Source organism: Novosphingobium aureum, assembly GCF_015865035.1.
Classification (GTDB): Bacteria; Pseudomonadota; Alphaproteobacteria; order Sphingomonadales; family Sphingomonadaceae; genus Novosphingobium; species Novosphingobium aureum.
This window is the reverse complement of record NZ_JADZGI010000001.1, coordinates 883,201-905,443: the sequence shown is the minus strand read 5'-3', so window position 1 is coordinate 905,443 and position 22,243 is coordinate 883,201. Positions and strand designations below refer to the sequence as shown.

The window sequence follows — 22,243 nt, the reverse complement described above, 5'->3', positions numbered from 1 at the left end:
CACGTCTCTGCCTACGGGATACGAAACGCCGAAATTAGCACTTTCGCAGCAATCCGCCAACGAAACGCACGCAAGTGTCATCAAACTGACATCGGACGGGTGCGTGGGTCCATGCGCTGCGAGGCCGCGCCCTCCATTGCGGGACGCCGCCCCATACCCCATATGTTCCGCCATGGCAGAACTCATCATCCGCCGCGGCCTCGACGAGCCCGACACCACCGGCGCATTCGTCCCGCACAAGCCGCAGCGTCCCGAAAAGTCCCTTCCCGGCAAGCGCTTCGAGGTCGTCTCGGACTATGAGCCGGCGGGCGACCAGCCCACCGCCATCGCCGAACTGGTCGAGGGCGCGCTGGGCGAGGAGAAGACGCAGGTCCTGCTCGGCGTCACCGGCTCGGGCAAGACCTTCACCATGGCCAAGGTGATCGAGGAACTGCAGCGCCCGGCGCTGATCCTCGCGCCCAACAAGATCCTCGCCGCCCAGCTCTACGCCGAGATGAAGGACTTCTTCCCCAACAACGCGGTCGAGTATTTCGTCTCCTACTACGACTACTACCAGCCCGAGGCCTACGTGCCGCGCTCGGACACCTACATCGAGAAGGAAAGCTCGGTGAACGAGGCGATCGACCGCATGCGCCACTCGGCGACGCGCGCGCTGCTGGAACGCGACGACGTGATCATCGTCGCCTCGGTCTCGTGCCTTTACGGCATCGGCTCGGTCGAGACCTACTCGGCGATGATCTTCGACATCGAGAAGGGCAAGGAGGTCGACCAGCGCGAGCTGATCCGCAAGCTCGTCGCGCTGCAGTACAAGCGCAACGACGTCGCTTTCGCGCGCGGGTGCTTTCGCGTGCGCGGCGACAGCCTCGAAATCTTCCCCTCGCACTATGAGGACGCGGCCTGGCGCATCTCGTTCTTCGGCGACGAGATCGAGGAGATCGCCGAGTTCGACCCGCTCACCGGCAAGAAGGGCGCCAGCCTCGACAAGGTGCGCGTCTATGCGAACTCGCACTACGTCACCCCCGGCCCGACGATGAAGCAGGCGAGCGAGGCGATCCGCTTCGAGCTGACCGAAAGGCTCAAGGAACTGGAGGCCGAAGGCAAGCTGCTCGAGGCGCAGCGGCTCGAACAGCGCACCAACTTCGACCTCGAGATGATCGCGGCGACCGGTTCGTGCAATGGCATCGAGAACTACAGCCGCTTCCTCACCGGCCGCCTGCCCGGCGAGCCGCCGCCGACGCTGTTCGAGTACCTGCCCGACAACGCGCTGCTCTTCGTCGACGAGAGCCACCAGACCGTGCCGCAGATCGGCGCGATGGCGCGCGGTGACCACCGGCGCAAGATCACCCTCGCCGAATATGGCTTCCGCCTGCCCTCGTGCATCGACAACCGCCCTCTTCGCTTCAACGAATGGGAGGCGATGCGCCCGCAGACATTCGCGGTCTCGGCGACGCCGGGCAACTGGGAGATGGAGCAGTCGGGCGGCACTTTCGCCGAGCAGGTCATCCGCCCCACCGGCCTGATCGACCCGCCGGTCGAGATCCGCCCGGTCGAGGACCAGGTGCAGGACTGCATCATGGAGTGCAAGGCGACCGCCGAGAAGGGTTTCCGCACGCTCGTCACCACGCTCACCAAGCGCATGGCCGAGGACCTGACCGAGTTCATGCACGAAGCGGGCGTGCGCGTTCGCTACATGCACTCCGACGTCGAGACGCTCGAACGCATCGAGCTGATCCGCGACCTGCGCATGGGGGTTTACGACGTGCTGGTGGGCATCAACCTGCTGCGCGAGGGCCTCGACATCCCCGAATGCGGGCTGGTCACCATTCTCGATGCCGACAAGGAAGGCTTCCTGCGCTCGGAAACCTCGCTCATCCAGACCATCGGGCGTGCTGCGCGCAATTCCGAAGGCCGCGTGATCCTCTATGCCGACCGCATGACCGGCTCGATGGAGCGCGCCATCGCCGAGACCGACCGCCGCCGCGAGAAGCAGCAGGCCTACAACGAAGAGCACGGCATCACGCCGCAGACGATCAGGCGGCGCATCGCCGATATCGTCGCCGACACCGCGAGCCGCGACGGGGTCACCGTCGACATCGAGACCGAGGACGGGGCCAACAACCTCGTCGGGCACAACCTGCGCGCCTACATCGAGGATCTCGAGAAAAAGATGCGCGCGGCTGCAGCCGACCTCGAGTTCGAGGAAGCCGGGCGCCTGCGCGATGAGATTCGCAAGCTCGAGAACAGCGAACTGGGCCTGCCCGAAGCCGAGCACAAGGCGCCGCGCGTGGGCCGTTCGAACGAGGGCAAGCCGGGCACGCGCAAGACGCGCTACGGCAAGAGCCAGAGGAAGTGGGGCAAGTAACGAGCGACCCGGTGCACCGTACGCACATGGCCCACAAAAAAGCCCGGGAGCCTGAATGCAGGCCCCCGGGCAGATGAAAGGAATGGTTCTCACCAGTCCTTCGGGTCGCATTTCTGCTTTGAACCGGTCCTCGTCGCAGTTCATACCATGATCATGGTATGAATCGTTTGCGGTGCCTGGGGGAAACAGGATTGCACCGTATTGATACGGATACTGACGTGAACAGGGATCGCATGAGCACAGCCGGGATGAGGGTCCCGGCCATGGAAGGGCAAGGGCGTGCCGCATAAGCGGCTGGCCGAGGCCTTCGCGCGCGCACCGCTCAGCGAGGATGGCTGGGACAATGCCCTACGCGCGCTTGCCGAGGCCACCGGTTCTGCCCACGGCCAGTTGCTCGCGGTCGGCAAGCAGCACCTCTCGTTCAACTGGGCCAACGACGTCCCCGAAAGCTTCGTCGCCGAACTCGACCGCATCGACGGCTACAACCCTCAGGTAAACTACCGCGTGGGCACCGTGCGCGCGCCGCTCGAGGTCAGCTGGGAAGTCCATTACGACGCACTGCGCGCGCGCCACACCGACGAGGCCTACCTTGAGACCGTGCGCCGCCTCGACGTCGAGCACGGCGCGCAGATGGTGCTCGCCAACAAACCGGGCGCTTTCTTCGGGCTCGCCATCCTGCGCGGCGAGGCGCAGGGCCGCACGACCGAGGCCGAGCGCGACATCCTCAGCCGAGTCGGGCCCGAAGTCCTTGCTGCGATCCGCCTGCAGGATTCGATCGAGCACCAGGGCACCCGCCTGCTGCAAGGCTCGCTCGACACCGTGCGCACCGCCGCGATCCTGATCGATGGTATGGCGCAGGTCTGCCACGTCACCCAGACCGCGCAGGCCATGCTCGGCCCCGACCTCATGCAGGTTCGCGCGGGCACCCTTCGCGCAACCCGCCCCGACCTCGACCGCCAGCTTCAGGCCCGCATCGGCCTCGCCCTGCGCGGCCTCGATACCGGCCCCGCGGACCTGTGGATGCGCAGCGAGGCCGGGCTCGTGCTCACCGACGTGCGCGCCCTGCCCCGTGAGAAGTGGAACATGGGCTTCTCGCCGCGCGTCATCGTCACCTTGCGCTCACCCATCGCGACCGAGGCTCTGGCACGCGAGGACGCGCAAGGGCAGCTGCTCGCCAAGGCCGACCAGCTGTGTGCAGCGCTCGACCTCACCGCCGCAGAGGCGCAAGTCGTCGCCCTGCTCGCCATCGGCCATCCGCGCTCAGAAGTCGCCGTGCGCCGGGGCGTCAGCGTCCAGACCGTCGCCAGCCAGCTGCGCACGATCTTCGTCAAGTGCGGGGTCAACCGCGAGAGCGAGCTGGTGGTCATGGCCCGCGCCGTGCTCGAAACGGCGGCGCACTAGCCTCGCGACCGACGGTTATCGGACCGCGGTTGCATTTCGCGCAATCCAGAATCGGCGCTTTGCACTGTTCTTTCGGGAACACAGGCGCAAACGGGGCGCGGGATTACGAAAAGGAGAGGCCATGCGTATTCGCAACAAGGCACTGCGTTCAAAAATCATGTCGGCACCCGACGCCGCCCGGCTCATCACGCACGGCTCGACCGTGGGCATGAGCGGGTTTACCGGATCGGGCTACCCCAAGGCGGTGCCGCTGGCTCTGGCAGCACACATGGAAGAGCAGCGCAGCGCCGGGGACCCCTTCAAGGTGCGCATGTGGACCGGCGCCTCGACCGGCCCTGAACTCGACGGAGCCCTCGCCAAGGCCGACGGCATCGAGATGCGCCTGCCCTACAATTCCGATCCCATCGCCCGCGAGAAGATCAATTCGGGCCAGATGAACTACTTCGACATGCACCTCAGCCAGGTCGCGCCGATGGCCTGGCAGGGCTTTCTCGGACCGCTCGACACCGCGGTGATCGAGGTTACCGGCATCCGCGAGGACGGCTCGCTGATCCCCTCCTCCTCGGTCGGCAACAACAAGACCTGGCTCGACCGCGCCGAGAAGGTGATCCTCGAGGTCAACTCCTGGCAGAGCGAAGCGCTCGAGGGCGTCCACGACATCTACTACGGCACCGCGCTGCCGCCCGCGCGCATCCCGATCCCGCTGACGCGCCCCGACCAGCGCATCGGCGAGGACTGCCTGCGCGTCGATCCCGACAAGGTGGTCGCCGTCGTCGAGACCGACTCGCCCGACCGCAACGCCCCCTTCACCCCGCCCGACGACAAGGCGAAGATGATCGCCGGGCATATCCTCGAATTCCTCAAGCACGAAGTGAAGGTCGGACGCGTTCCCAAGGAACTGCTGCCGATCCAGTCTGGCGTGGGCAACATCGCCAATGCGGTGCTCACGGGCCTGATGGACGCGCCCTTCGAGGGCATGACCGCTTATACCGAGGTGATCCAGGACGGGATGCTCGACCTGCTCGCCTCAGGCAAGCTGCGCATGGCCAGCGCCACCGCCTTCTCGCTCAGCCCGCAAGCGGCCGAGCGCGTCAATCGCGAGATGTCCTTCTTCCGCGACAAGATGATCCTACGCCCGCAGGAAATCTCGAACCACCCCGAACTGGTGCGACGCCTAGGCTGCATCGCGATGAACGGGCTGATCGAGGCCGACATCTACGGCGCGGTGAACTCGACCCACGTCATGGGCTCGCGCATCCAGAACGGCATCGGCGGCTCGGGCGACTTTGCCCGCAACGCCTTCATCTCGATCTTCGTGACACCCTCGACCGCCAAGAACGGCGCGATCTCGGCGATCGTGCCGCAGGCCAGCCACGTCGACCACATCAACCAGGACGTGCAGGTGATCGTCACCGAGCAGGGCTTGGCGGACCTTCGCGGCCTCAGCCCCAAGGAACGCGCCAGGGTGATCATCGCCAACTGTGCGCATCCCGACTACCGGCCCATGCTCGAGGACTACTTCGCGCGCGCGCAGAAGCAGTCCTATGGCCTGCAGTCGCCGATGATCCCGTCGGAGGCCCTTTCCTGGCACCAGCGCTTCATCGACACCGGCTCGATGATGCCCTGACCCCTTAGGCTCAGGACCCATTACTCCCGCCTACGAGGCGCCGTAATGGCGAACATGTCGGGCCGAAGTGGCCGCCGAACGGGCTGGTTGCCCGTTCAAGGCCACTTCGGTTCGAGATGGAAGCCATTCCGGCGTCCCGGAGGGATTTGATCAAAATGGCCCAGTGCAGCGTCAGGAAGTCTTGAAATATCGACATATTCCTTCGCCTTCCTTCCTCGCCCTGAGCCATTTTGATTCAAACCTCGAAGACGGAAGTAATGGGTCCTGAGCCTAGGCGCGGGCGCATCGGGCTTCTCGCCCGACTTCGCCTGTTGCCCGATCGCATCGCGCGGCGATCTTTCCCCAAAAGGTCGCGCGGTTGCCTTGCCGCAAGGCAGGGCACGACTAGAGTACCTCGCTTCACCAGACCCCCATCCCCCTTGAAGCGAGGTACTCTAGCTCTCATGCGTAGTCTTTCGATGGCCTGCGCCGCCGCGCTGCTGACGATCAGCGCCACCGCCGGCATTGCCGCCGACAAGCCAGCGGCCGACAAGCCCGCCGCCAAGGAGGCAGGCGCACCCGACGACAACCTCGCCCCCTTCCCCGATGCCAAGACGATCAAGCAGTCCGCCGTGATCGGCGGCAAGACGGTGAGCTACAACGCCACGGTCGGCGCGATCCCGGTCAAGGACGCCAAGGGCAAGCTCATCGGCGAGGTCGTCTACACCGCCTATACCCTGCCCGGCGCCGCCGCGCAGAACCGCCCCGTGACTTTCGCCTTCAACGGCGGCCCAGGCGCGGCTTCGGTCTACCTCAACCTCGGCGCGATCGGGCCCAAGCGCGTCGCCTTCGGCGCGCAGGGCGATGCGCCGAGCGACCCTGCCGTGCTGCGCGACAACCCCAATTCCTGGCTCGACTTCACCGACCTCGTCTTCATCGACCCGGTCGGCACCGGCTTCTCGCGCACCCGCACCGACGAGGCGACGACCAAGAAGGAGTTCTACGCCGCCGACGCCGACATCCACTACCTCAGCCGCGTGGTCTACGACTGGCTGGTCGAGAACGGTCGCCTCTCGAGCCCCAAGTACCTCACCGGCGAAAGCTACGGCGGTTACCGCCTGCCGCGCCTTGCCTACTACCTGCAGACGCAGATCGGCGTCGGGATCTCGGGAATGACGCTGGTCTCGCCCTATCTCGACCCGGCCGCGATCGGTGACGAGACCGCGCTCTCGCCGCTGCCCTGGATGATCAACTACCCGGCGATGGCCGCGGGCCACTTCGAACGGCAGGGCAAGCACCTCGATGCAAGCACGATGGGCCCGGTCGAGGACTACCTGCGCACCCAGTTCGTCGCCGATTTCCTCGCCGGTCCCAAGGACAAGGCCGCGACCGACCGTCTCTCGGCCCGCGTCGCCGAGATCACCGGGCTCGACCCGGCGCTGGTGCGCCGTATGGACGGGCGCGTCGACATCATGACGTACCTGCGCGAGATCCGCCGCGACCAGGGCCAGGTAGGCTCGATCTACGATTCCAACTTCACCGCCTACGATCCCTTCCCGGCGAGCGCACGGGCCCAATACAACGACCCCCTGCTCACCACGCTGATCGCGCCGACCACTTCGGCCATGGTCGACTTCGTCACCCGCCAGGTCGGCTGGAAGGTGGACGGGCGCTACAACGCGCTGTCCTACGAGGTGAACGCCGCCTGGGATCGCGACAACTCGGACAGCCCGGTGCAGGACCTGCGCAAGGCGATCTCGATCGACCCCAAGATGACCGTCGACATCGTCCACGGCTGGGACGACCTCTCGTGCCCCTACTTCGGCTCGGCGCTGATCATCGACCAGATGCCCGACTTCGGCCAAGCGCAGCGCGTCAAGCTGCACAAGTACCCGGGCGGCCACATGTTCTACTCGCGCAGCGACAGCGGCGCGATGATGCGTGCCGACGTGATGAGCAGCTACGCAGCGCGCTGACCGGACCGGCGACCACATCTCCGCAAACGAAAAGGGGCAGGAAAGCACGCCGCTTTCCTGCCCCTTTTCACATTCTCTCCGGCCAGCACGAAGCGGCCAGGCACAAGCGTCAGAGCTTGCCGAATTCCACCTCGTAGGCCGAGGTATCGCCGCCTGAGAGCAGACGCGCCTGCTCGACCCACTTGTCGCGGCGTGGACGGCCCGCGAAGGCACCCAGCTTGGTGTCGAGATCGTCGAGGTCGGCTTCGCTCCACTGCGCGATCTGCGCGTAGCGGGTCACGCCCATCGACACGAGCAGCTTCTCCATCTTGGGGCCCAGCCCCTTGATCTTGCGCAGGTTGTCGGCCTCGCCCTCGGCTGCGGGAGCTGGTGCAGGGGCCGGTTCGCTCACAGCGACAGGCTCCGGGACGGGGGCAGGAGCAGGCGCGGCTTCGGCGACCGGCTCAACCGGAGCAGCCGTATCAGTGCCCTTCGGCTCGCTGTCCACTCCAGCCGGAGTCTCGCCAGCATCCTCGTCCTCGTCCGCAGCGTCGGCCTCTTCCTGCGCGGCGACGGCGATTACCTCGCCGATGCCCGCCATGGTTCCGGCCGCTGCGGGAGGATCGATGTGCGCGCGCGCGACCGGCTCCTTGGCGGGGACGTCGGGCACGGGCAGGTCGAAGCTTGCCGCCGGGGCCGAATCGATCAGGGCCTGGTTGCGCTGAGCGGGCGCTGCACCCTCGTCGAGCACGTCGGGCCGGTGCGAGCGCTTCGCTGGCTTCGAGCCATGCGCGAAGATCCAGTAGGCGACGACAATGCCGATCAGCAATGCGGCGATGAAGATCAGCCAGTTGGCCTCGATCATTTGCACCACGGTCTTATCCTTTTCGATTCCATATCAGCCAGCCGATACCGAAGCCCAGCGCGTAGGTCAGCAGTATCGAGACGGCCAGTTCGAGCCATAGCGGCATCAGCGGCTCCTATTATGTGACTTTGTACGCATTCGTCCAACCCCGCTGGCAAACCCCGCCACCAAACCGTTTGCGCGATCCTCAGCCCGGCCCCGGGGTGTCGATCGGCGTAGGCTTGACCGGCGCCGAGACGATCACCGAGAACTCGATGCGCCGGTTGGCCGGATCGCGCGGGTCGAGGCCCTTGATCGGCTGCTGGGCGCCCACGCCCGCCGCGCGCAGCCCGTCGGCGGGAATGCCGCGCCCGATCAGTGCCCAGCGCACCGCCTCCGCGCGCGCAAGCGAAAGCGCCTTGGCGACCTCCTGGTTACCGCCCGCATCGGTATGGCCGGTCACCGCGATGATGCTGCCGACGCATGGCCCCAGCGCACGCGCCACCTCGTCGAGCAGGCGTTCGCTGGTGGGGTCGAGCCGCGCGCTCGCCTCGGAGAAACGGATCGTGCGGGTCTCGAGGATGCGCTCGACATCGTCCTGGCAATGCAGCGTTTCGGGTTCCTGCTCTTCCTGCTCGGTGTCGCGTGCCCAGGTGATGCCACCCACGCCGGGCACCTCGGCGACCGCAGCGGCTACGCGCTTGCGGGTCGCATTGTCGAGCTTCTCCCCGCCCGAGAGCACCGGGTGGCGGGTGAGCCAGCCATAGCGATCCTCGAAGGCGATGGACACGCCCTGCCCGCCGGCTTCGTCGCGCGCGGCGCGCGCCTTCGCCGCGATAGTGTCGATGAACAGCGAACGCTCGATCCGCATGGTCAGCGCCGAGCCGACCAGACACAGGACCGCACCGGCGGCGATGATGAAGGCTTTGCGCGGGTTCATACAGGCGAGCCTAGAGCATTTTCATGCCCGCTGGGAACACCCGAGCGCCCACAAATCGTCAGGTTTGCTTGGTTTTCTGGAATAGCTTGCGATCCTCGGGGCCGAAAGCCTTCTTCCAGATGACGAAGAGGTACGAGCCCAGGATCGCCGGGATGCCGAAGGCGAGTTCGGCCCACTCGGGCAGCCAGCGGGTCGCGATGTAGCCCAGAATGACCGCCGGCGCCGCCGCATAGACCAGCGGCCAGCGCCAGGTGTTGATCCGCTGCCCGAGGAAACGCGAAAGCATGTTCGCCTTGACCAGCGAGGCGAGGCCCAGTGAGAACATCAGCGCGGCTGCCGCTGCGGCGGCCTGGAACAGCGGGTTGAAGCCCAGCTTCTGCATCGCGACGATGCCCGCGAAGGTCAGCGCCGCCTGCAGCCCGATGGTCGCCAGCGAGACGACGAGGTTCTCGACCCGCTTGACGTAGATCAGCGCAGCCTCGCTCACCACCGCGGTCGAGGCGACGACTTCTGCGATCAAGAGCAGCGCCAGCGCGCCGGTTCCGCCGACGAATTCGCGCCCGACGAGGCCCATCACGCCCTCGCCGGTGATGCCCAGCGCCAGCGCGATCGCGACCTGTGCGGCGGTAATCCAGAAGCCGACCTGGCACACCTGCCGGGCAATCGCGCCGTAGTCCTGCTTCTTCAGGTTACGCGTGATGACAGGGCCGAGCACCGGCTCGAAGCTGGTCTTGAGCTTCTGCGGAAGGCTCGCGACCTGTTGGGCGGCATAGTAGACGCCGACCGCCGAGGCCGGGGCGAGGAAACCGAGAAGGAACACGTCGACGCGGCGCGTGCCCCACTCGATCGTGTCGGCCAGCGCAATCGGCAGCGAGCGCACGACGAGGCGGCGCATGACCGAAAAGCGCGGGCGCCAGCCGTGCGGCACCCCGTATTCGCGCACGAACGGTACGAGTGCGGTCAGCGCCGCGGCGAAGATCGAGGCGATGTAGGCGAGCGAAAGCCCGCTCTCGGGCGCAACGAAGATCATCGCGCCCGCCATGATCGAGATCGTCCAGGGCTCGACGATCGCGCGCGACCACACCGTCGGGCTGACGTGGAGGCGGTAGGCGAGCGCGGCGAGCCAGATCTCGGTCAGCGCGAGCGGCGGGATCGCGATCACCATCAGCCGGTCGAGTTGGCTGTAATGCCCGCTCGGGAACATCGGCGCGGGCACGAACCAGAAGAACGCAGCCGCCGCGCACGATGCGACGAGCGAGACCGCAACGCCGTCGGCAATGGTGTTGGCGGGCAGTTCGCTGCCCTCGGCCTCGGACATGCGCTGCGCGAGGCCGCGCTTCTCGCCCATGGTGCAGATCATCGCGGTAAGCTCGATGATCACCAGCGCCGAAGCGAAGCGGCCCAGCGCTGCCGGACCATAGGCCGCGGCGCGCCCGGCGATGAACAGGAACGGGATGCGCGCGGCAAGGCGCAGGAAGAACCCGAAAAAATTGGTGCGCCCGCCCTTGGCCAGCGCGGCGATGTCATCGCCGTCCTGCCTGCCTTGCGACGCCGCGTCGCGGCCCTCGTTTGCGCTCAAGGCGCATACTCCTGTTCGGCCCGCAGCGGGCGGGATAGTATCGTCTCGACCGCGGCGGCGGCAGGCAGCTCGCCCGCGAGCACGCGGGTGACGGCGGCAACGATGGGCATGTCGACGCCGTCGCGCGCGGCGATTTCGGCCAGCACCGGTGCGGTCGCCGCCCCTTCTGCCACCGTGGCCTTGCCCGAGAGCGCCTCGGTCGCGCTCCGCCCCTGCCCGAGCGCGAGCCCGAGCGAGAAGTTGCGGCTCGAGGTCGAGGAACAGGTCAGCACGAGATCGCCGAGCCCACACAGCCCTGAAAGCGTCTCGGCCCTTGCGCCCCGGGCGAGGCCGAAACGCAGCATCTCGGCATAGCCGCGCGCGATCAGCGCCGCACGCGCGTTCTGGCCGAGGCCGAGCCCCTCGACGACGCCACAGGCAATCGCGAGCACGTTCTTGACCGCGCCGCCGATCTCGGCGCCGATCACGTCGTCGGAATAGTAAGGGCGAAAGGCATGGCTGGCGATCATCGGCGCGAGCCGGTCCCATTGCTCCTGCCCGCCCGAGCAGGCGAGCGTCACGGCGGTGGGCAGGCCGCCTGCAACCTCGTGCGCGAAAGTCGGGCCCGAGAGCACCGCGAGCCGGGCTCCGGGCGCGGCGGCAGCGGCGACTTCGGCCATGAGCCTCCCACTACCCGCCTCGATGCCCTTGGCGCAAAGCACGATGTCGCGCTGGCCTGCGGGCAGGTCCGCCAGAACATTGCCGAGGAACTGCGCGGGCACGACCGCGAGCAGCACCTCGAGCCCGGCCATGTCGGCCATCTCGCTGGTCGCGCGCACGCGCGGCGAGAGTTCGGCCTGTGGCAGGTAGATATCGTTGCGCCGGGTCTCGTTGATGCGCGCGGCAAGGCCCGGCTCACGCGCCCAGAGCAGCACCTGAGCGCCCTCGTCGCCGCGTTCGCGCGCGGCATTGGCGAGCGCCTGTGCCAGCGCCGTTCCCCATGCCCCCGCGCCGATGACGCCGATGCTGCCCGCCTGTGCCCCCTTCGCGCTCATGCCTTCACCCCCGCGCCGCGCACGGCCGCGGCATCGGGATCGAGCGGCCAGCGCGGGCGCGCAGAGACGTCGAGCGGGTCCGACTGGCCGAGCGCGAACCGCTCCACCCCGGCCCAGCCGATCATCGCCGCGTTGTCGGTGCACAGCTTCATGGGCGGGGCGATGAAGGGCAGGCCATGCTGGGCCGCGAGGCCTTCGAGCGCGGTGCGGATCGCGGTATTGGCCGCAACGCCGCCGGCCACGACCAGACCGTTGAGCGGCACGCCGGACACCGCCTTGAGCGCCTTGCGGGTGCGGTCGATGATGCATTCGATCGCGGCTGCCTGGAACGAGGCGGCGATGTCCGCATCGGCGTGCTCGCCCGACTGGTGCGCGCGCAGGACCGCGCTCTTGAGCCCGGCGAACGAGAAATGCGGCTCGGCGCTGCCCTTGAGCGGGCGCGGCAGCGGCACCTTGCGCGGATCGCCGCTCGCCGCCAGCCGCTCGAGCGCGGGACCGCCGGGATAGCCCAGCCCCAGCACCTTGGCCGACTTGTCGAAGGCTTCGCCCAGCGCGTCGTCGATGGTGGTGGCAAGGCGGCGGAATTGTCCCACGCCTTCGACCAGCAGGATCTGGCAATGTCCGCCCGAAACCAGCAGCAGCAGATAGGGATAGGCGAGATCGGGATCGGCGAGACGCGGCGAGAGCGCGTGCCCCTCCAGATGGTTGATCGCGATCAGCGGCTTGCCCGAAGCCATCGCCAGCGCCTTGCCGGTGACGAGGCCCACCATGACCCCGCCGATCAGCCCCGGCCCGGCGGTCGCGGCAATCGCGTCGACCTCATCGAGCGTCATTCCGGCGTCGGCCAGCGTCGCCTCGATCAGCGGGGCGAGCCTTTCGGCGTGCGCACGCGCGGCGATCTCGGGCACGACGCCGCCAAAGGGACGGTGCGCCTCATCCTGCGAGGCGATGTGCTGCGCAAGGATGCGGCGATCGCCGGTAACCAGCGCCGCTGCCGTCTCGTCGCACGAGCTCTCGATGCCGAGGACCGTCGTCATCCCCACTTCCCCTTCACGACCCTTTTCCTGACCGTCATTGGCCGCTAGCACACGTCGCCGATGACCACGCAATATCCCGATGCGCCCGCAAGCGCCACTCCACCATCCGCTGCGCCAAGGCGCCTGCGCCTGGGCACCCGTCGCTCGCCGCTGGCCATGGCACAGGCCGAAGAGACGCGCGAGCGCCTCGTGGCAGCGCATGGACTCGATCCCGCGCATATAGAGATCGTGCCGGTAACTGCCAGCGGAGATCGCATCCAGGACCGCGCGCTCGCCGAAATCGGCGGAAAGGCGCTGTGGACCAAGGAACTCGACGCCTGGCTGGCGAGCGGCGAGATCGATTTCGCGGTCCATTCGGCCAAGGACGTCGAGACGATCAGGCCCGATGCCTTCACCATCGGCGCGGTGCTCGAGCGCGAGGACGTGCGCGACGTGCTGATCGGGGCCGCCTCGATCGCGGCCCTTCCCTCCGGCGCGGTGGTCGGCACGAGCGCCCCGCGCCGCGCCGCGCAGCTGCTCAACCAGCGGCCCGACTGCAAGGTCGTGACTTTCCGCGGCAACGTCGCGACCCGGCTCGCCAAGCTGGCCGCGGGCGAGGCCGACGCGACCTTCCTCGCCGCCGCCGGGCTCAAGCGTCTGGGCGAGACCGGCACCGGCCACCCGCTTGCCGAAGAGGAATGGCTACCCGCCCCCGCGCAGGCCGCGATCCTCGTCGAGTGCCGCGCCAACGATGCCGAAACCCGCGCCGTCCTCGCCGCGATCGATCACGCGCCCAGCCGGCGCACCGTGCTGGCCGAACGCGCGCTACTCGAAGGGCTGGGCGGCAGCTGCCACAGCCCGATTGCGGTGCTCACCCGCAGGCTCGACGATGGCACACTGGAGATGCAGGCCGCGATCTACAGCCCCGACGGCGCCGAAAAGGTCGCGGCGACAACGCTCTTCGCGCGGGCAGGAACCGATGGCGCAGGCGAGGATGGCCCCGGCGACGCACAGATGGCGCATGCGCTGGCCCGCGAACTGCTCGACAAGGCGAGCGAGGCCGTGCGTATCCATTTCACCGGCACTGCCGACTGAGGAGCAGGGTGATGGGCACAGGCGAAAGCGAGGGCGGGCAAGCCGAGGGGTCTCGCTTGCCGGTGATCGTCATCCGCCCCGAACCGGGTGCTGCCACGAGCCTCGAGGCCGCGCTCGGCCTCGGTCTCGATGCCCATGCCTTTCCGCTCTTCGCGGTGCGCGCGCTGCCCTGGGAGCCGGTCGCGCGCGATGAGGTCGATGCGCTGGTGCTCGGCAGCGCCAATGCGCTGCGCCATGGCGGCGAGGCGCTCGAAGCCTATCGCGGCCTGCCCGCCTACGTCGTCGGCGCGGCGACCGCCAAAGCTGCAAGCGCGGCGGGCCTCGACGTCGTCGCGACTGGACAGGGCGGGCTGCAGTCGGTCATGGCGCAGCTCGATCCTGCACACCGACGCCTGCTGCGCCTGACCGGGCGCGAGCATCTGGCGCTCGAGCTGCCCGCAGGCGTCACCATGGTCTCACGCGAGGTTTATGCCAGCGAGGCCCGGGACATGCCCGAAGCGCTTGCCGCAATGCTGCGCCGGGAGGCACTGGTCCTGCTGCATTCGGGCCTTGCCGCCGCGCACTTCGCGCAGTGCTGTGCGCAGCGCGGGATCGACAGGTCGCTCGTTCATCTTGCGGCCATCGGCCCGCGTGTAACGCCCCTCGCCGGCAGTGACTGGATACAACTACGCGTGGCAGATCGACCCGATGACGCAGCGCTGCTGGCCTTGGCCCTGCGAATGTGCCAAGAAGTCGCTACGGGCTCGATACGGACAACAGATTTATAAACCTGATGCAGGAATTCGAAACGACGGCTTCAGCCTCGACGGCTCGTCCCCGCTCGCGCAGCGGGCTGTTCTTCGTCGCGCTCGTCGCATTCCTGCTCGGCGCGGTGCTGGTGGCCTGGGCCCTGACCAGTGGCCGCTTCGACACGCTGCTGCCGCGCCCGGACGCATCGCAGAGCGCGCTGCCCGAGAACGAGGCCACACTCGTCGAGCCTGCGGGCGACCCCTCGCTCGCGCAAGGCCCCGTCGACGGATCGAACCAGACCAGCGGCACGCCGATCACGCCGCAGCGCGCTGCAGACCTCGGCAGCGTGGAAGGACGCCTCGCGCTGATCGAGGACCGGATCTCGCGCATCGACTTCCAGACCGACGCCGCCTCATCGAACGCCGCGCGCGCTGAAGGCCTGCTGATTGCCTTCGCCGCCCGCCGCATGGTCGATCGCGGCGAGCCGCTCAGCTACGTCGCCGACCAGCTGCGCCTGCGCTTCATGGATGCGCAGCCGCGCGCGGTGGAGACGGTGATCGCTTTCTCCAAGGAGCCGGTCACGATAGACGAGCTTTCGGCACGCCTCGAAGCGCTCTCGCCCGAACTGTCCACCTCGGGCAAGAATGTCAGCTTCTGGCAGAAGGCACGCAGCGAGCTTTCGGGCATGTTCCGCGTGCGCCGCGATTCGGCCGCACTGGTATCGCCGCGCGCGCGGATCGAGCGCGCCCGCATCATGCTGACCGCGCGCCGCATCGGCAGCGCCGTCGCCGAAGTCCAGCGCCTGCCCGGCGCCGATGCCGCGAAGACCTGGATCGCCGATGCGCAGCGCTACGAGAACGTGCAGAAGGCGTTGAACCTGCTGGAAACCACCGCGATGCTCGAACCGCGCCGCCTCAAGGACGCTGAAGGCCACGCGATCGACCAGCCCAGCCCGCTGGCGACCCCGGCCATCGACGAGAACGGCGACCCGCTTGCCGCGCAGCCCGCCCCCTCGACGTCCAGCCCGTCGCCCTCTGCCGATCCGCTCGCACCGAACTGACCGGGAGCACGCGCAGGCACCGCTGCGGGCCTGAAGCCCGGGCGATGCCTGTCTTGGCGATCAGCCGCGCAGCAGTTCGGGCAGCGCGCCCGACATGCCGCGCGCCTCGTCCATGAAGAAGCTCTTGAGCGCGGGCAGACGCTGCACCGCGCCCATGCCGAGGCGCCGCGCGGCGCTCGGCAATTTGCCGGGGATGCCGAACAGGCGGGTCAGCCCGTCGGTCACCGACATCACCATGAAGCTGTCGAGCGAGCGCCACTTCTCGTAACGCGCGAGCAGCTGCGCATCGCCCGGCTCGAGGCCGAGGCGCATGCCTTCGGTGAGCACCTCGACCAGCGCGCCGACGTCGCGCAGGCCCAGATTGAGCCCCTGCCCCGCAATCGGGTGCATGCCGTGGGCGGCATCGCCGATCACCGCGAGACGCCGGTCTACGACCTTGCCTGCATGGTGGAAGCGCAGCGGATAGCTCATGCGCGGGGCCGAAAGCGAGATCGCGCCGAGCACACCGTGCATGCGCTGGGCCACCTCGTTGACGAACATCGCGTCGTTCATCGCGGCAATGCCGGCTGCATCGTTCTCGTCGACCGTCCAGACCAGCGCCGAGCGGTGGCGGCCCTGCGCATCGTCGAGCAGCGGCAGGAGCGCGAAGGGCCCTGCCGGGTAGAAGATTTCCCAGGCGGTGTTATCGTGCGACTTCTCGTGGAACAGCCCGGTGACGAAGGCGCGGTGCCGGTAGTCCCAGCGGGCCATCTTGAAACCGGCCTCGTCGCGGGTGGGCGACTGGCGTCCTTCGGCGGCGACCAGCAGCGAGGCGGCGAGCACGCGCCCGTCGCTCAGCTCGACCTCGACCCCGTGTTCGCCGCGATCGCGGCGCACCGCCTCGGTGCGCACGTGCCAGGCGATTGCGGGTTCCTCGCGAGCGGCCTCGAACAGCGCGAGGCGCAAGTCGCGGTTGGCGAACATGCGACCAAGAGTGCCCTCGTCCTGCTTCGGCGTGAAATCGATCCGGCCCGGCTTCATCCCGTCGGTCACCGCAATCGAGGCGATCGGGCAGCCCAGCTTGTCGAGCCGGCGGGCAAGGCCGATGTTGCTGAACAGGTTCCAGCTCGCGGTCGAGATTGCCGAGGCACGCCCGTCCGCGCCCTCCGCGGTCAGTTCGGCGGGATCGGCGCGGTCGATCACGTGGCTGGTGATCCCGGCCCGGGCGGCGGCCAGCGCCAGCGTCATGCCGACGAGCCCCCCGCCCAGGATGATCAGGTCGCGGCGCTCGGGCACCGCTGATTCTAGGCTGTTTTGCGATTCGCTCATCAAGAGCAGCTATTGCGCTCCGAGCCGTCGATGTCGAGACAGGTTCCGTCCCAGGTGCCTTCCGGAACGGTCAGGTCGACGGTCGCGGCGAGTGTGGGTGCGATGTCCACCGTCTCGACCGGATTGGGCTGCTCGAAACCGGCCATCCCGGCACGCCAGAACAGCATCGGCACGCGGCGGTCGTAGTCCCAGGGGCTGCCGTGGCTGGCAACCTTCTTGGGCTTGGCCGTGCCCGGCACGATGCCGCGGCGGGTCAGCATCTGCACCTCACCCGAGCGCCCCGGTACGAAGGAGGCGCGCACCTTGTCGAGCATTGACCAGTCCTGCGGATGGCCCTTGGGCATCGGGTGCGCCATGACCTCGGCCTCGCTGAAGGCACCCACGACCTGCGGGTTGGCCTTGAGCAGCGCGATCAGGGCTTCGCTTACCTTGGCCTTCTGCGCCGCATCGAGCTCGGCCGAGAACCATACGCTCCCCGATTCGCCGCCGCCGTAGAGCAGCTTGCCCTTCGATACGCGGATCCCGGTGCGCGCGGTGACGGCCTCGGCGAGCGCATCTCCCTCGAGCGCGGGGTCGATGCGACCGGCCTCGGGGTTGCCGCGCTGCTGCTGGCGTTCGGGCGCGTCGAAACCGCCGTGGTCGGCGCTGAGCACGACCTCGTAGTCGATCCCACGCGCATCGAGGGCGTCGAAGAGCTGCCCGATCGCCACGTCGAGCGTGTTCATGGTGATGCACATCTCGACACCCGCGGTGCCGTAATCGTGCCCGACCTTGTCGGTTGCCGAATAGGAGACCGAGAGCACGTCGGGCACGTCGTCACGGCCCATGCCGAGTTCGTCGACGAGCCGGATCGCCAGAGCGGTGGAGGCGAGATCGCCGCGCGGGGTCTCGCTCACCCCTTCCTCGTCGCCCTTGTCCATCGCGAAGCGATAGGTGCCGATGGTGAAGTCCTTGATCCTCGTGGCGCGGTCGAAGGGCGCGCACCAGCCGGGCACGGCCATGTCACCGGCCCCTGCCGCGATCTGGCGGGCAACCTCGACGTTGGTCTCGCGCGCCGCCTTGCCCAGCTTGCGTCCGGCGAACGTGGTGTAGCCGCCAGTGCTCTCGCCGAACCAGTAGACGGCATCGGTGTCGTGCCCGCTCATCATCACCGCTGCACGGTCCTTGACCGAGACCGCGGCGTTGATCGTGCGCGGATCGCGGCGCTTGAGCAGGTCGCCGAGCGTCGGTGCGAGCAGGTGCTTCGGGCTCACCACAGGCTTGTCCGGAGTGCTCTTCGGATCGCTCTCGTCCTCGACGCAGTAGACTTCCTTGTCCGTGCGGGCGAGGCCCGGCTCGTACCACGAGTTCGCGGGAATGCCGGTGCGCGCGGGGTGCACGCCGGTCAGCAGCGTGGAGTGGCCGGGACAGGTCTCGGTCGCGGCGTGCGACTGGTAGCCCTGCGGGAACACGACGCCGGTCTGGAGCCGGGCAAGTCCCTTCGAGAAATGCGCGCGGTACTGGTCGAACAGGTCCGAGGAAAACTGGTCGACCGAAAGCGCGACGATCAAGCGCGGCGCGGCCTGCGGCTCACGCTGCGCGTCAACCTGTCCCTCGGGTTCCTGCGCCAGTGCCGGGCTTGCAAAGGCGAGCGCACCGGCAAGGGCGAGCGGGGGAAGGATCGAGCGCATGGGGGAGTTCCTTGAATTATTGTCGCGACAAGCGCAGATGCTGGCGTGACCGGCCCGGCGCATGCCTGTAACGGTCTGTTTCGTACATGAAGTCCGCGAGTTCGGACCCGGGAGTAGCATGGCCTTGCGCCCTTACCGCTTGATTATGGCACAATTCTTTCATGCGGCGCTGATTGCGCTCGCTGTGCTTCTGGGATTTTCGGCTTCCGCGTCAGAGGCTTGGGGCGCGCAGAACCACATCCACGCCCGGCTCCTCGCCGCACCCGGCGCGAAGGCGGGTGACAAGACCGTGCTTGCGATCGAGATGAAGCCCGAGAAGGGCTGGCACGGCTACTGGCTCAACCCGGGCGATGCGGGCCTTGGCATGCAGCTCGACTGGACACTGCCCGAGGGCAGCGAGGCGGGCGAGCCGCGCTACCCGGTACCGCACACGCTGCTCGTCTCGGGCCTGATGAACCACGTCTACGAGAGCGACTACGCGGTGCTCGTGCCCCTCACCCTCCCCGAGGGCATCAAGGCCGGTACACGCCTGCCGGTGCGTCTGTCCGCGCGCTGGCTCGCCTGCACCGAGCAGATCTGCGTGCCCGAACAGGCCGAACTCGCCACCGAGATCGTCGTCGCCCCCGCCGACACGCCGGCGAACGCGGGCAGTGACGCACCGCTGGCCAAGCGCTTTGCAAAGTGGACCCGCCAGCTCCCCGCCCCGCTCGACGCGCCCGCGAGGATGGCGCTCACCGACAAGACGCTGCGCCTCGCCATTCCGCTGCCCGCATCGGTTGAACTCGTCCATCCGCACGTCTTCGTGCGCGAGGACAAGCTGGTCGACTACGCCGCCGCGCAGGAATTCGCGCGCAAGGGCGACACCCTGATCGTGACCATCGCGCGTCCCGACTTCGCCGCGCGCGATGCCGAGACGCTCGAAGGCCTGCTGCGGCTCGACGACTTCGGCAACGGCATCTCGTTCACCGCAAAGCCCGGTGCGGTCCCCAAGGGCGGCACCCCGCTCGACACCGGCAAGAGCGCGAACGCCCTGCCAGCCCTGCCCTGGCTGCTCGGCGCGGCCTTGCTCGGCGGCCTTCTGCTCAACGTCATGCCCTGCGTCTTCCCGATCCTTTCGCTCAAAGCATTGAGCCTTGCCCGCGCGGGCGAGAGCACCGCGCATGCCCGCATCGAGGGTCTGGCCTATACCGGCGGCGTGATCCTCGCCTGTCTCGGCCTCGGCGCGCTGCTGCTGGCACTGCGCGCGGGCGGCGAACAGGTCGGCTGGGCCTTCCAGCTGCAGGAACCGCTGGTCGTCGTCGCGCTGCTGCTGCTCGCCACCGCGATCACCGCCAACCTGCTGGGCGCCTTCGAGTTCGCCGTCCCCGGCTTCGCCAGCGCGGGCAGCCCGCAAGGCGCCTTCGCCACCGGCCTGCTCGCCGCCTTCGTCGCGACGCCGTGCACCGGCCCGTTCATGGCGAGCGCGATGGGCGCGGCGCTGCTGCTGCCGGTCTTGCCCGCGCTCGCGCTCTTCGCCACGCTCGGCCTTGGGATCGCCCTGCCCTTCCTCGCCATCGCCTTCGTGCCCGCACTGCGCACCCGCCTGCCCCGCCCGGGACGCTGGATGACGACTTTCCGGCGCTGGATGGCGATACCGATGGGCCTGACCGCGCTGGCTCTCGCCTGGCTGACGTGGAAACTGGGCGGATCGATCTATGCCTCGGTGGTGCTGCTCTTTGCGCTGATGCTGGTCGTCGCGCTCATCGCGGTCGGTCGGGCCCAGCGCCGCGGTCGCCGCGCCCGCCCCGCAGCCGTGCTCGCGCTGTTCGACGTCGTCGCCTGCCTCGCGCTCCTGCCCGCAGCGACACCGATGGCCGCGCAGGAGGCCGCCTCGATCCTCGACACCCGCCCCTTCAGCGCCGCAGCGCTGGCCGAGGCGCGCGCCTCGGGCAAGCCGGTCTTCGTGTGGATGACCGCCGACTGGTGTCTCACCTGCAAGGTCAATGAGCAGGTCGCGATCGAACGCGAGGACACCCGCGAGGCCTTCCGCAAGGCAGGGGTGGTCGTACTGCGCGGCGACTGGACCCGGCGCGATCCGGCGATCACCGAATATCTCACCGGCATGGGTGCCGCCGGGGTCCCGCTCTACGCATGGTATGCGCCCGGCGGCGAGGTCGAGCAGCTTCCCCAGGTCCTCACGCCCGATCTTCTGGCGGACAGGGCCGAGCGCTCGGGGCGCTGACCGCGCGCCCGGCGCGCCCTGCCCGCATAACGACGCCTGCAAGCGACGAAGCGAAGGCGGCGCGGCAACCCGTGCGCCCTCCCGCGATTGATTGAGGCATGTGATCGCGACCTTCCGGCTTGCCGCAAGACGCTGCCTTCCAAGGCAAAAACTGCTGGCAAGCAGGATCGCGACGGAACCTGAATCCGGGAGAACCGACGTGATAACCATTTCCCCGATCGGGCTGGCCGTGTGCCTGCTCGTCGTCGCGGTCCTGGTCGGTATCGGCATCACCATGATGCGCCGCCGACACTCCGCGTCCCTGAAAGACCGCTTCGGCAGCGAATACGACCGCGCCGTCCATTCCACCGGCAATACCGTCAAGGCCGAGACCATGCTGCACGAGCGCGAGAAGCGCGTCGCGCAGTTCGACATCCGCCCGCTGACCACCGAGGCCCGTGGCCGCTTCGTCGAACGCTGGCGCGCCGTGCAGTCGCGCTTCGTCGACAGCCCTGCCGATGCCGTCTCGCATGCCGACGTCCTGCTTGGCGAAGTCATGGAAGCGCGCGGCTACCCCGTCGTCGACTTCGAGCAGCGCTCGGCCGACCTTTCGGTCGATCATGGCCACGTCGTCGAGAACTATCGCACCGCCCACACCATCGCCGAGCGCCACGCCCGGGGCGAGGCCGGGACCGAGGACCTGCGCCAGGCGATGATCCACTACCGCGCCCTGTTCGACGATCTCGTCAACGAGCCGCACGGCGAGGCCGACGTCATCGCCAATCGCGATGGCCGGGTCCACGACCTGCGCAAGGCGCCCGCAACCAAGGAGACCCTCCGTGACTGACACTTATCGCGACACCGACGACTTCACCCAGACCCGCCGCATGGACGAGAGCGACACCATCTCGACCGAGCGCGTCGCCTTCGATCGTGGCGAGACGCAGGAGAGCGTGTCGAGCGCCGACCTCACTACAGGCAACGCCGCGCACGGTGAGACCGGCGGTACGGCAGCCTTCGCCGGGATGGAGACCCCTGCCGCCCCCCGCAGCGACACGAAGAAGGAGAACACGCCGCTGTTCCCCGCCGACGAGATCGACGGGCTGCGTGGTCGCTGGGACGAGGTGCAGGCGAGCTTCGTCGACGAACCGCGCCGCGCGGTCGAGGATGCCGACAATCTCGTCGCAAGTGCGATGAAGCGCCTTGCCGAGACTTTCGCCAAGGAACGCTCGAACCTCGAGGGCCAGTGGGACCGCGAGGGCCAGGCCTCGACCGAGGACCTGCGCATCGCGATGCAGCGCTATCGCTCGTTCTTCTCGCGCCTGCTCGCGATCTGATCGAGGCACTCCGCTCGGGCCTGGAGCAAGCCCCACGAAGAAGGGCGCGGTACCTTGCGGTATCGCGCCCTTCTCTTGTGTGCGACCCGTAAGGGTTCGGCGGGGGG

General features: G+C 68.2%; 17 protein-coding genes. 10 read left to right on the top strand and 7 right to left on the bottom strand.

Annotated elements, in window-relative coordinates:
* Window positions 1-172: 172 nt before the first annotated feature.
* The 4 genes from uvrB to I5E68_RS04285 all read left to right on the top strand — a co-directional run bounded on the left by uvrB (window position 173) and on the right by I5E68_RS04285 (window position 7,345).
* Window positions 173-2,362, top strand: a complete 2,190-nt coding sequence (gene uvrB / locus I5E68_RS04300; RefSeq protein ID WP_197161069.1) for an excinuclease ABC subunit UvrB — start codon at window positions 173-175, stop codon at window positions 2,360-2,362.
* Between the two features lie 279 nt (window positions 2,363-2,641).
* A complete protein-coding gene (locus I5E68_RS04295; RefSeq protein WP_323982084.1) occupies window positions 2,642-3,763 on the top strand; it encodes a helix-turn-helix transcriptional regulator in 1,122 nt (373 codons plus the stop codon).
* Between the two features lie 121 nt (window positions 3,764-3,884).
* Window positions 3,885-5,390 carry a succinyl-CoA:acetate CoA-transferase ScpC gene (scpC, locus tag I5E68_RS04290; RefSeq protein WP_197161067.1) on the top strand — a complete coding sequence of 502 codons (1,506 nt, stop codon included), beginning with the start codon at window positions 3,885-3,887 and terminating at the stop codon, window positions 5,388-5,390.
* A gap of 443 nt (window positions 5,391-5,833) precedes the next feature.
* Window positions 5,834-7,345: a S10 family peptidase gene (locus I5E68_RS04285; protein ID WP_197161065.1), complete on the top strand. Its 1,512-nt coding sequence runs from the start codon at window positions 5,834-5,836 to the stop codon at window positions 7,343-7,345.
* A 109-nt stretch (window positions 7,346-7,454) separates the two neighbouring features.
* On the opposite strand, the gene I5E68_RS04280 is transcribed toward I5E68_RS04285, so the two are convergent.
* The 5 genes from I5E68_RS04280 to tsaD all read right to left on the bottom strand — a co-directional run bounded on the left by I5E68_RS04280 (window position 7,455) and on the right by tsaD (window position 12,758).
* Complete coding sequence (locus I5E68_RS04280; protein WP_197164533.1) at window positions 7,455-8,189, bottom strand: helix-hairpin-helix domain-containing protein; 735 nt, start codon at window positions 8,187-8,189, stop codon at window positions 7,455-7,457.
* Window positions 8,190-8,376: 187 nt separating this feature from the next.
* Window positions 8,377-9,108, bottom strand: a complete 732-nt coding sequence (locus tag I5E68_RS04275; protein ID WP_197161063.1) for an OmpA family protein — start codon at window positions 9,106-9,108, stop codon at window positions 8,377-8,379.
* Window positions 9,109-9,166: 58 nt separating this feature from the next.
* Entirely contained in the window at window positions 9,167-10,687 is a 1,521-nt protein-coding gene (locus I5E68_RS04270) for an oligosaccharide flippase family protein (protein WP_197161061.1), read from the bottom strand.
* Window positions 10,684-11,721, bottom strand: coding sequence for an NAD(P)H-dependent glycerol-3-phosphate dehydrogenase (locus tag I5E68_RS04265; protein WP_197161059.1), 1,038 nt, complete (start codon window positions 11,719-11,721; stop codon window positions 10,684-10,686). The genes I5E68_RS04270 and I5E68_RS04265 overlap by 4 nt, the downstream gene beginning before the upstream one ends.
* The gene (tsaD, locus tag I5E68_RS04260; protein WP_197161057.1) at window positions 11,718-12,758 is read right to left on the bottom strand and encodes a tRNA (adenosine(37)-N6)-threonylcarbamoyltransferase complex transferase subunit TsaD; all 1,041 of its coding nucleotides are present in this window, start codon (window positions 12,756-12,758) and stop codon (window positions 11,718-11,720) included. Before tsaD ends, I5E68_RS04265 begins: the two co-directional genes overlap by 4 nt.
* 156 nt (window positions 12,759-12,914) lie before the next feature.
* Here tsaD and hemC point away from each other — a divergent pair, with 156 nt between their 5' ends.
* From hemC to I5E68_RS04245, 3 genes are read left to right on the top strand one after another with little or no spacing between them, the layout of a single operon-like run.
* Window positions 12,915-13,832 (top strand): hydroxymethylbilane synthase, encoded by a 918-nt coding sequence (hemC, locus tag I5E68_RS04255; protein WP_370463752.1) that lies wholly within the window; start codon window positions 12,915-12,917, stop codon window positions 13,830-13,832.
* 11 nt (window positions 13,833-13,843) lie between these two features.
* A complete protein-coding gene (locus I5E68_RS04250; protein WP_197161053.1) occupies window positions 13,844-14,599 on the top strand; it encodes a uroporphyrinogen-III synthase in 756 nt (251 codons plus the stop codon).
* A 5-nt stretch (window positions 14,600-14,604) separates the two neighbouring features.
* A complete protein-coding gene (locus tag I5E68_RS04245) occupies window positions 14,605-15,621 on the top strand; it encodes a hypothetical protein (protein WP_228726819.1) in 1,017 nt (338 codons plus the stop codon).
* Window positions 15,622-15,681: 60 nt separating this feature from the next.
* Here the strand turns inward: I5E68_RS04245 and I5E68_RS04240 are convergent, their stop codons facing one another.
* Window positions 15,682-16,929: an FAD-dependent monooxygenase gene (locus I5E68_RS04240; protein WP_197161051.1), complete on the bottom strand. Its 1,248-nt coding sequence runs from the start codon at window positions 16,927-16,929 to the stop codon at window positions 15,682-15,684.
* A complete protein-coding gene (locus tag I5E68_RS04235; RefSeq protein ID WP_197161049.1) occupies window positions 16,929-18,599 on the bottom strand; it encodes an alkaline phosphatase family protein in 1,671 nt (556 codons plus the stop codon). The genes I5E68_RS04240 and I5E68_RS04235 overlap by 1 nt, the downstream gene beginning before the upstream one ends.
* Window positions 18,600-18,744: 145 nt before the next feature.
* Between I5E68_RS04235 and I5E68_RS04230 the strand changes: the two genes are divergently transcribed.
* The 3 genes from I5E68_RS04230 (at window position 18,745) to I5E68_RS04220 (ending at window position 22,136) form a co-directional block, all read left to right on the top strand.
* Window positions 18,745-20,820: a protein-disulfide reductase DsbD family protein gene (locus I5E68_RS04230; RefSeq protein WP_228726818.1), complete on the top strand. Its 2,076-nt coding sequence runs from the start codon at window positions 18,745-18,747 to the stop codon at window positions 20,818-20,820.
* Window positions 20,821-21,019: 199 nt separating this feature from the next.
* Window positions 21,020-21,646 carry a hypothetical protein gene (locus I5E68_RS04225; RefSeq protein WP_197161045.1) on the top strand — a complete coding sequence of 209 codons (627 nt, stop codon included), beginning with the start codon at window positions 21,020-21,022 and terminating at the stop codon, window positions 21,644-21,646.
* A complete protein-coding gene (locus I5E68_RS04220; RefSeq protein WP_197161043.1) occupies window positions 21,639-22,136 on the top strand; it encodes a hypothetical protein in 498 nt (165 codons plus the stop codon). The genes I5E68_RS04225 and I5E68_RS04220 overlap by 8 nt, the downstream gene beginning before the upstream one ends.
* The last annotated feature ends 107 nt before the right edge of the window (window positions 22,137-22,243 follow it).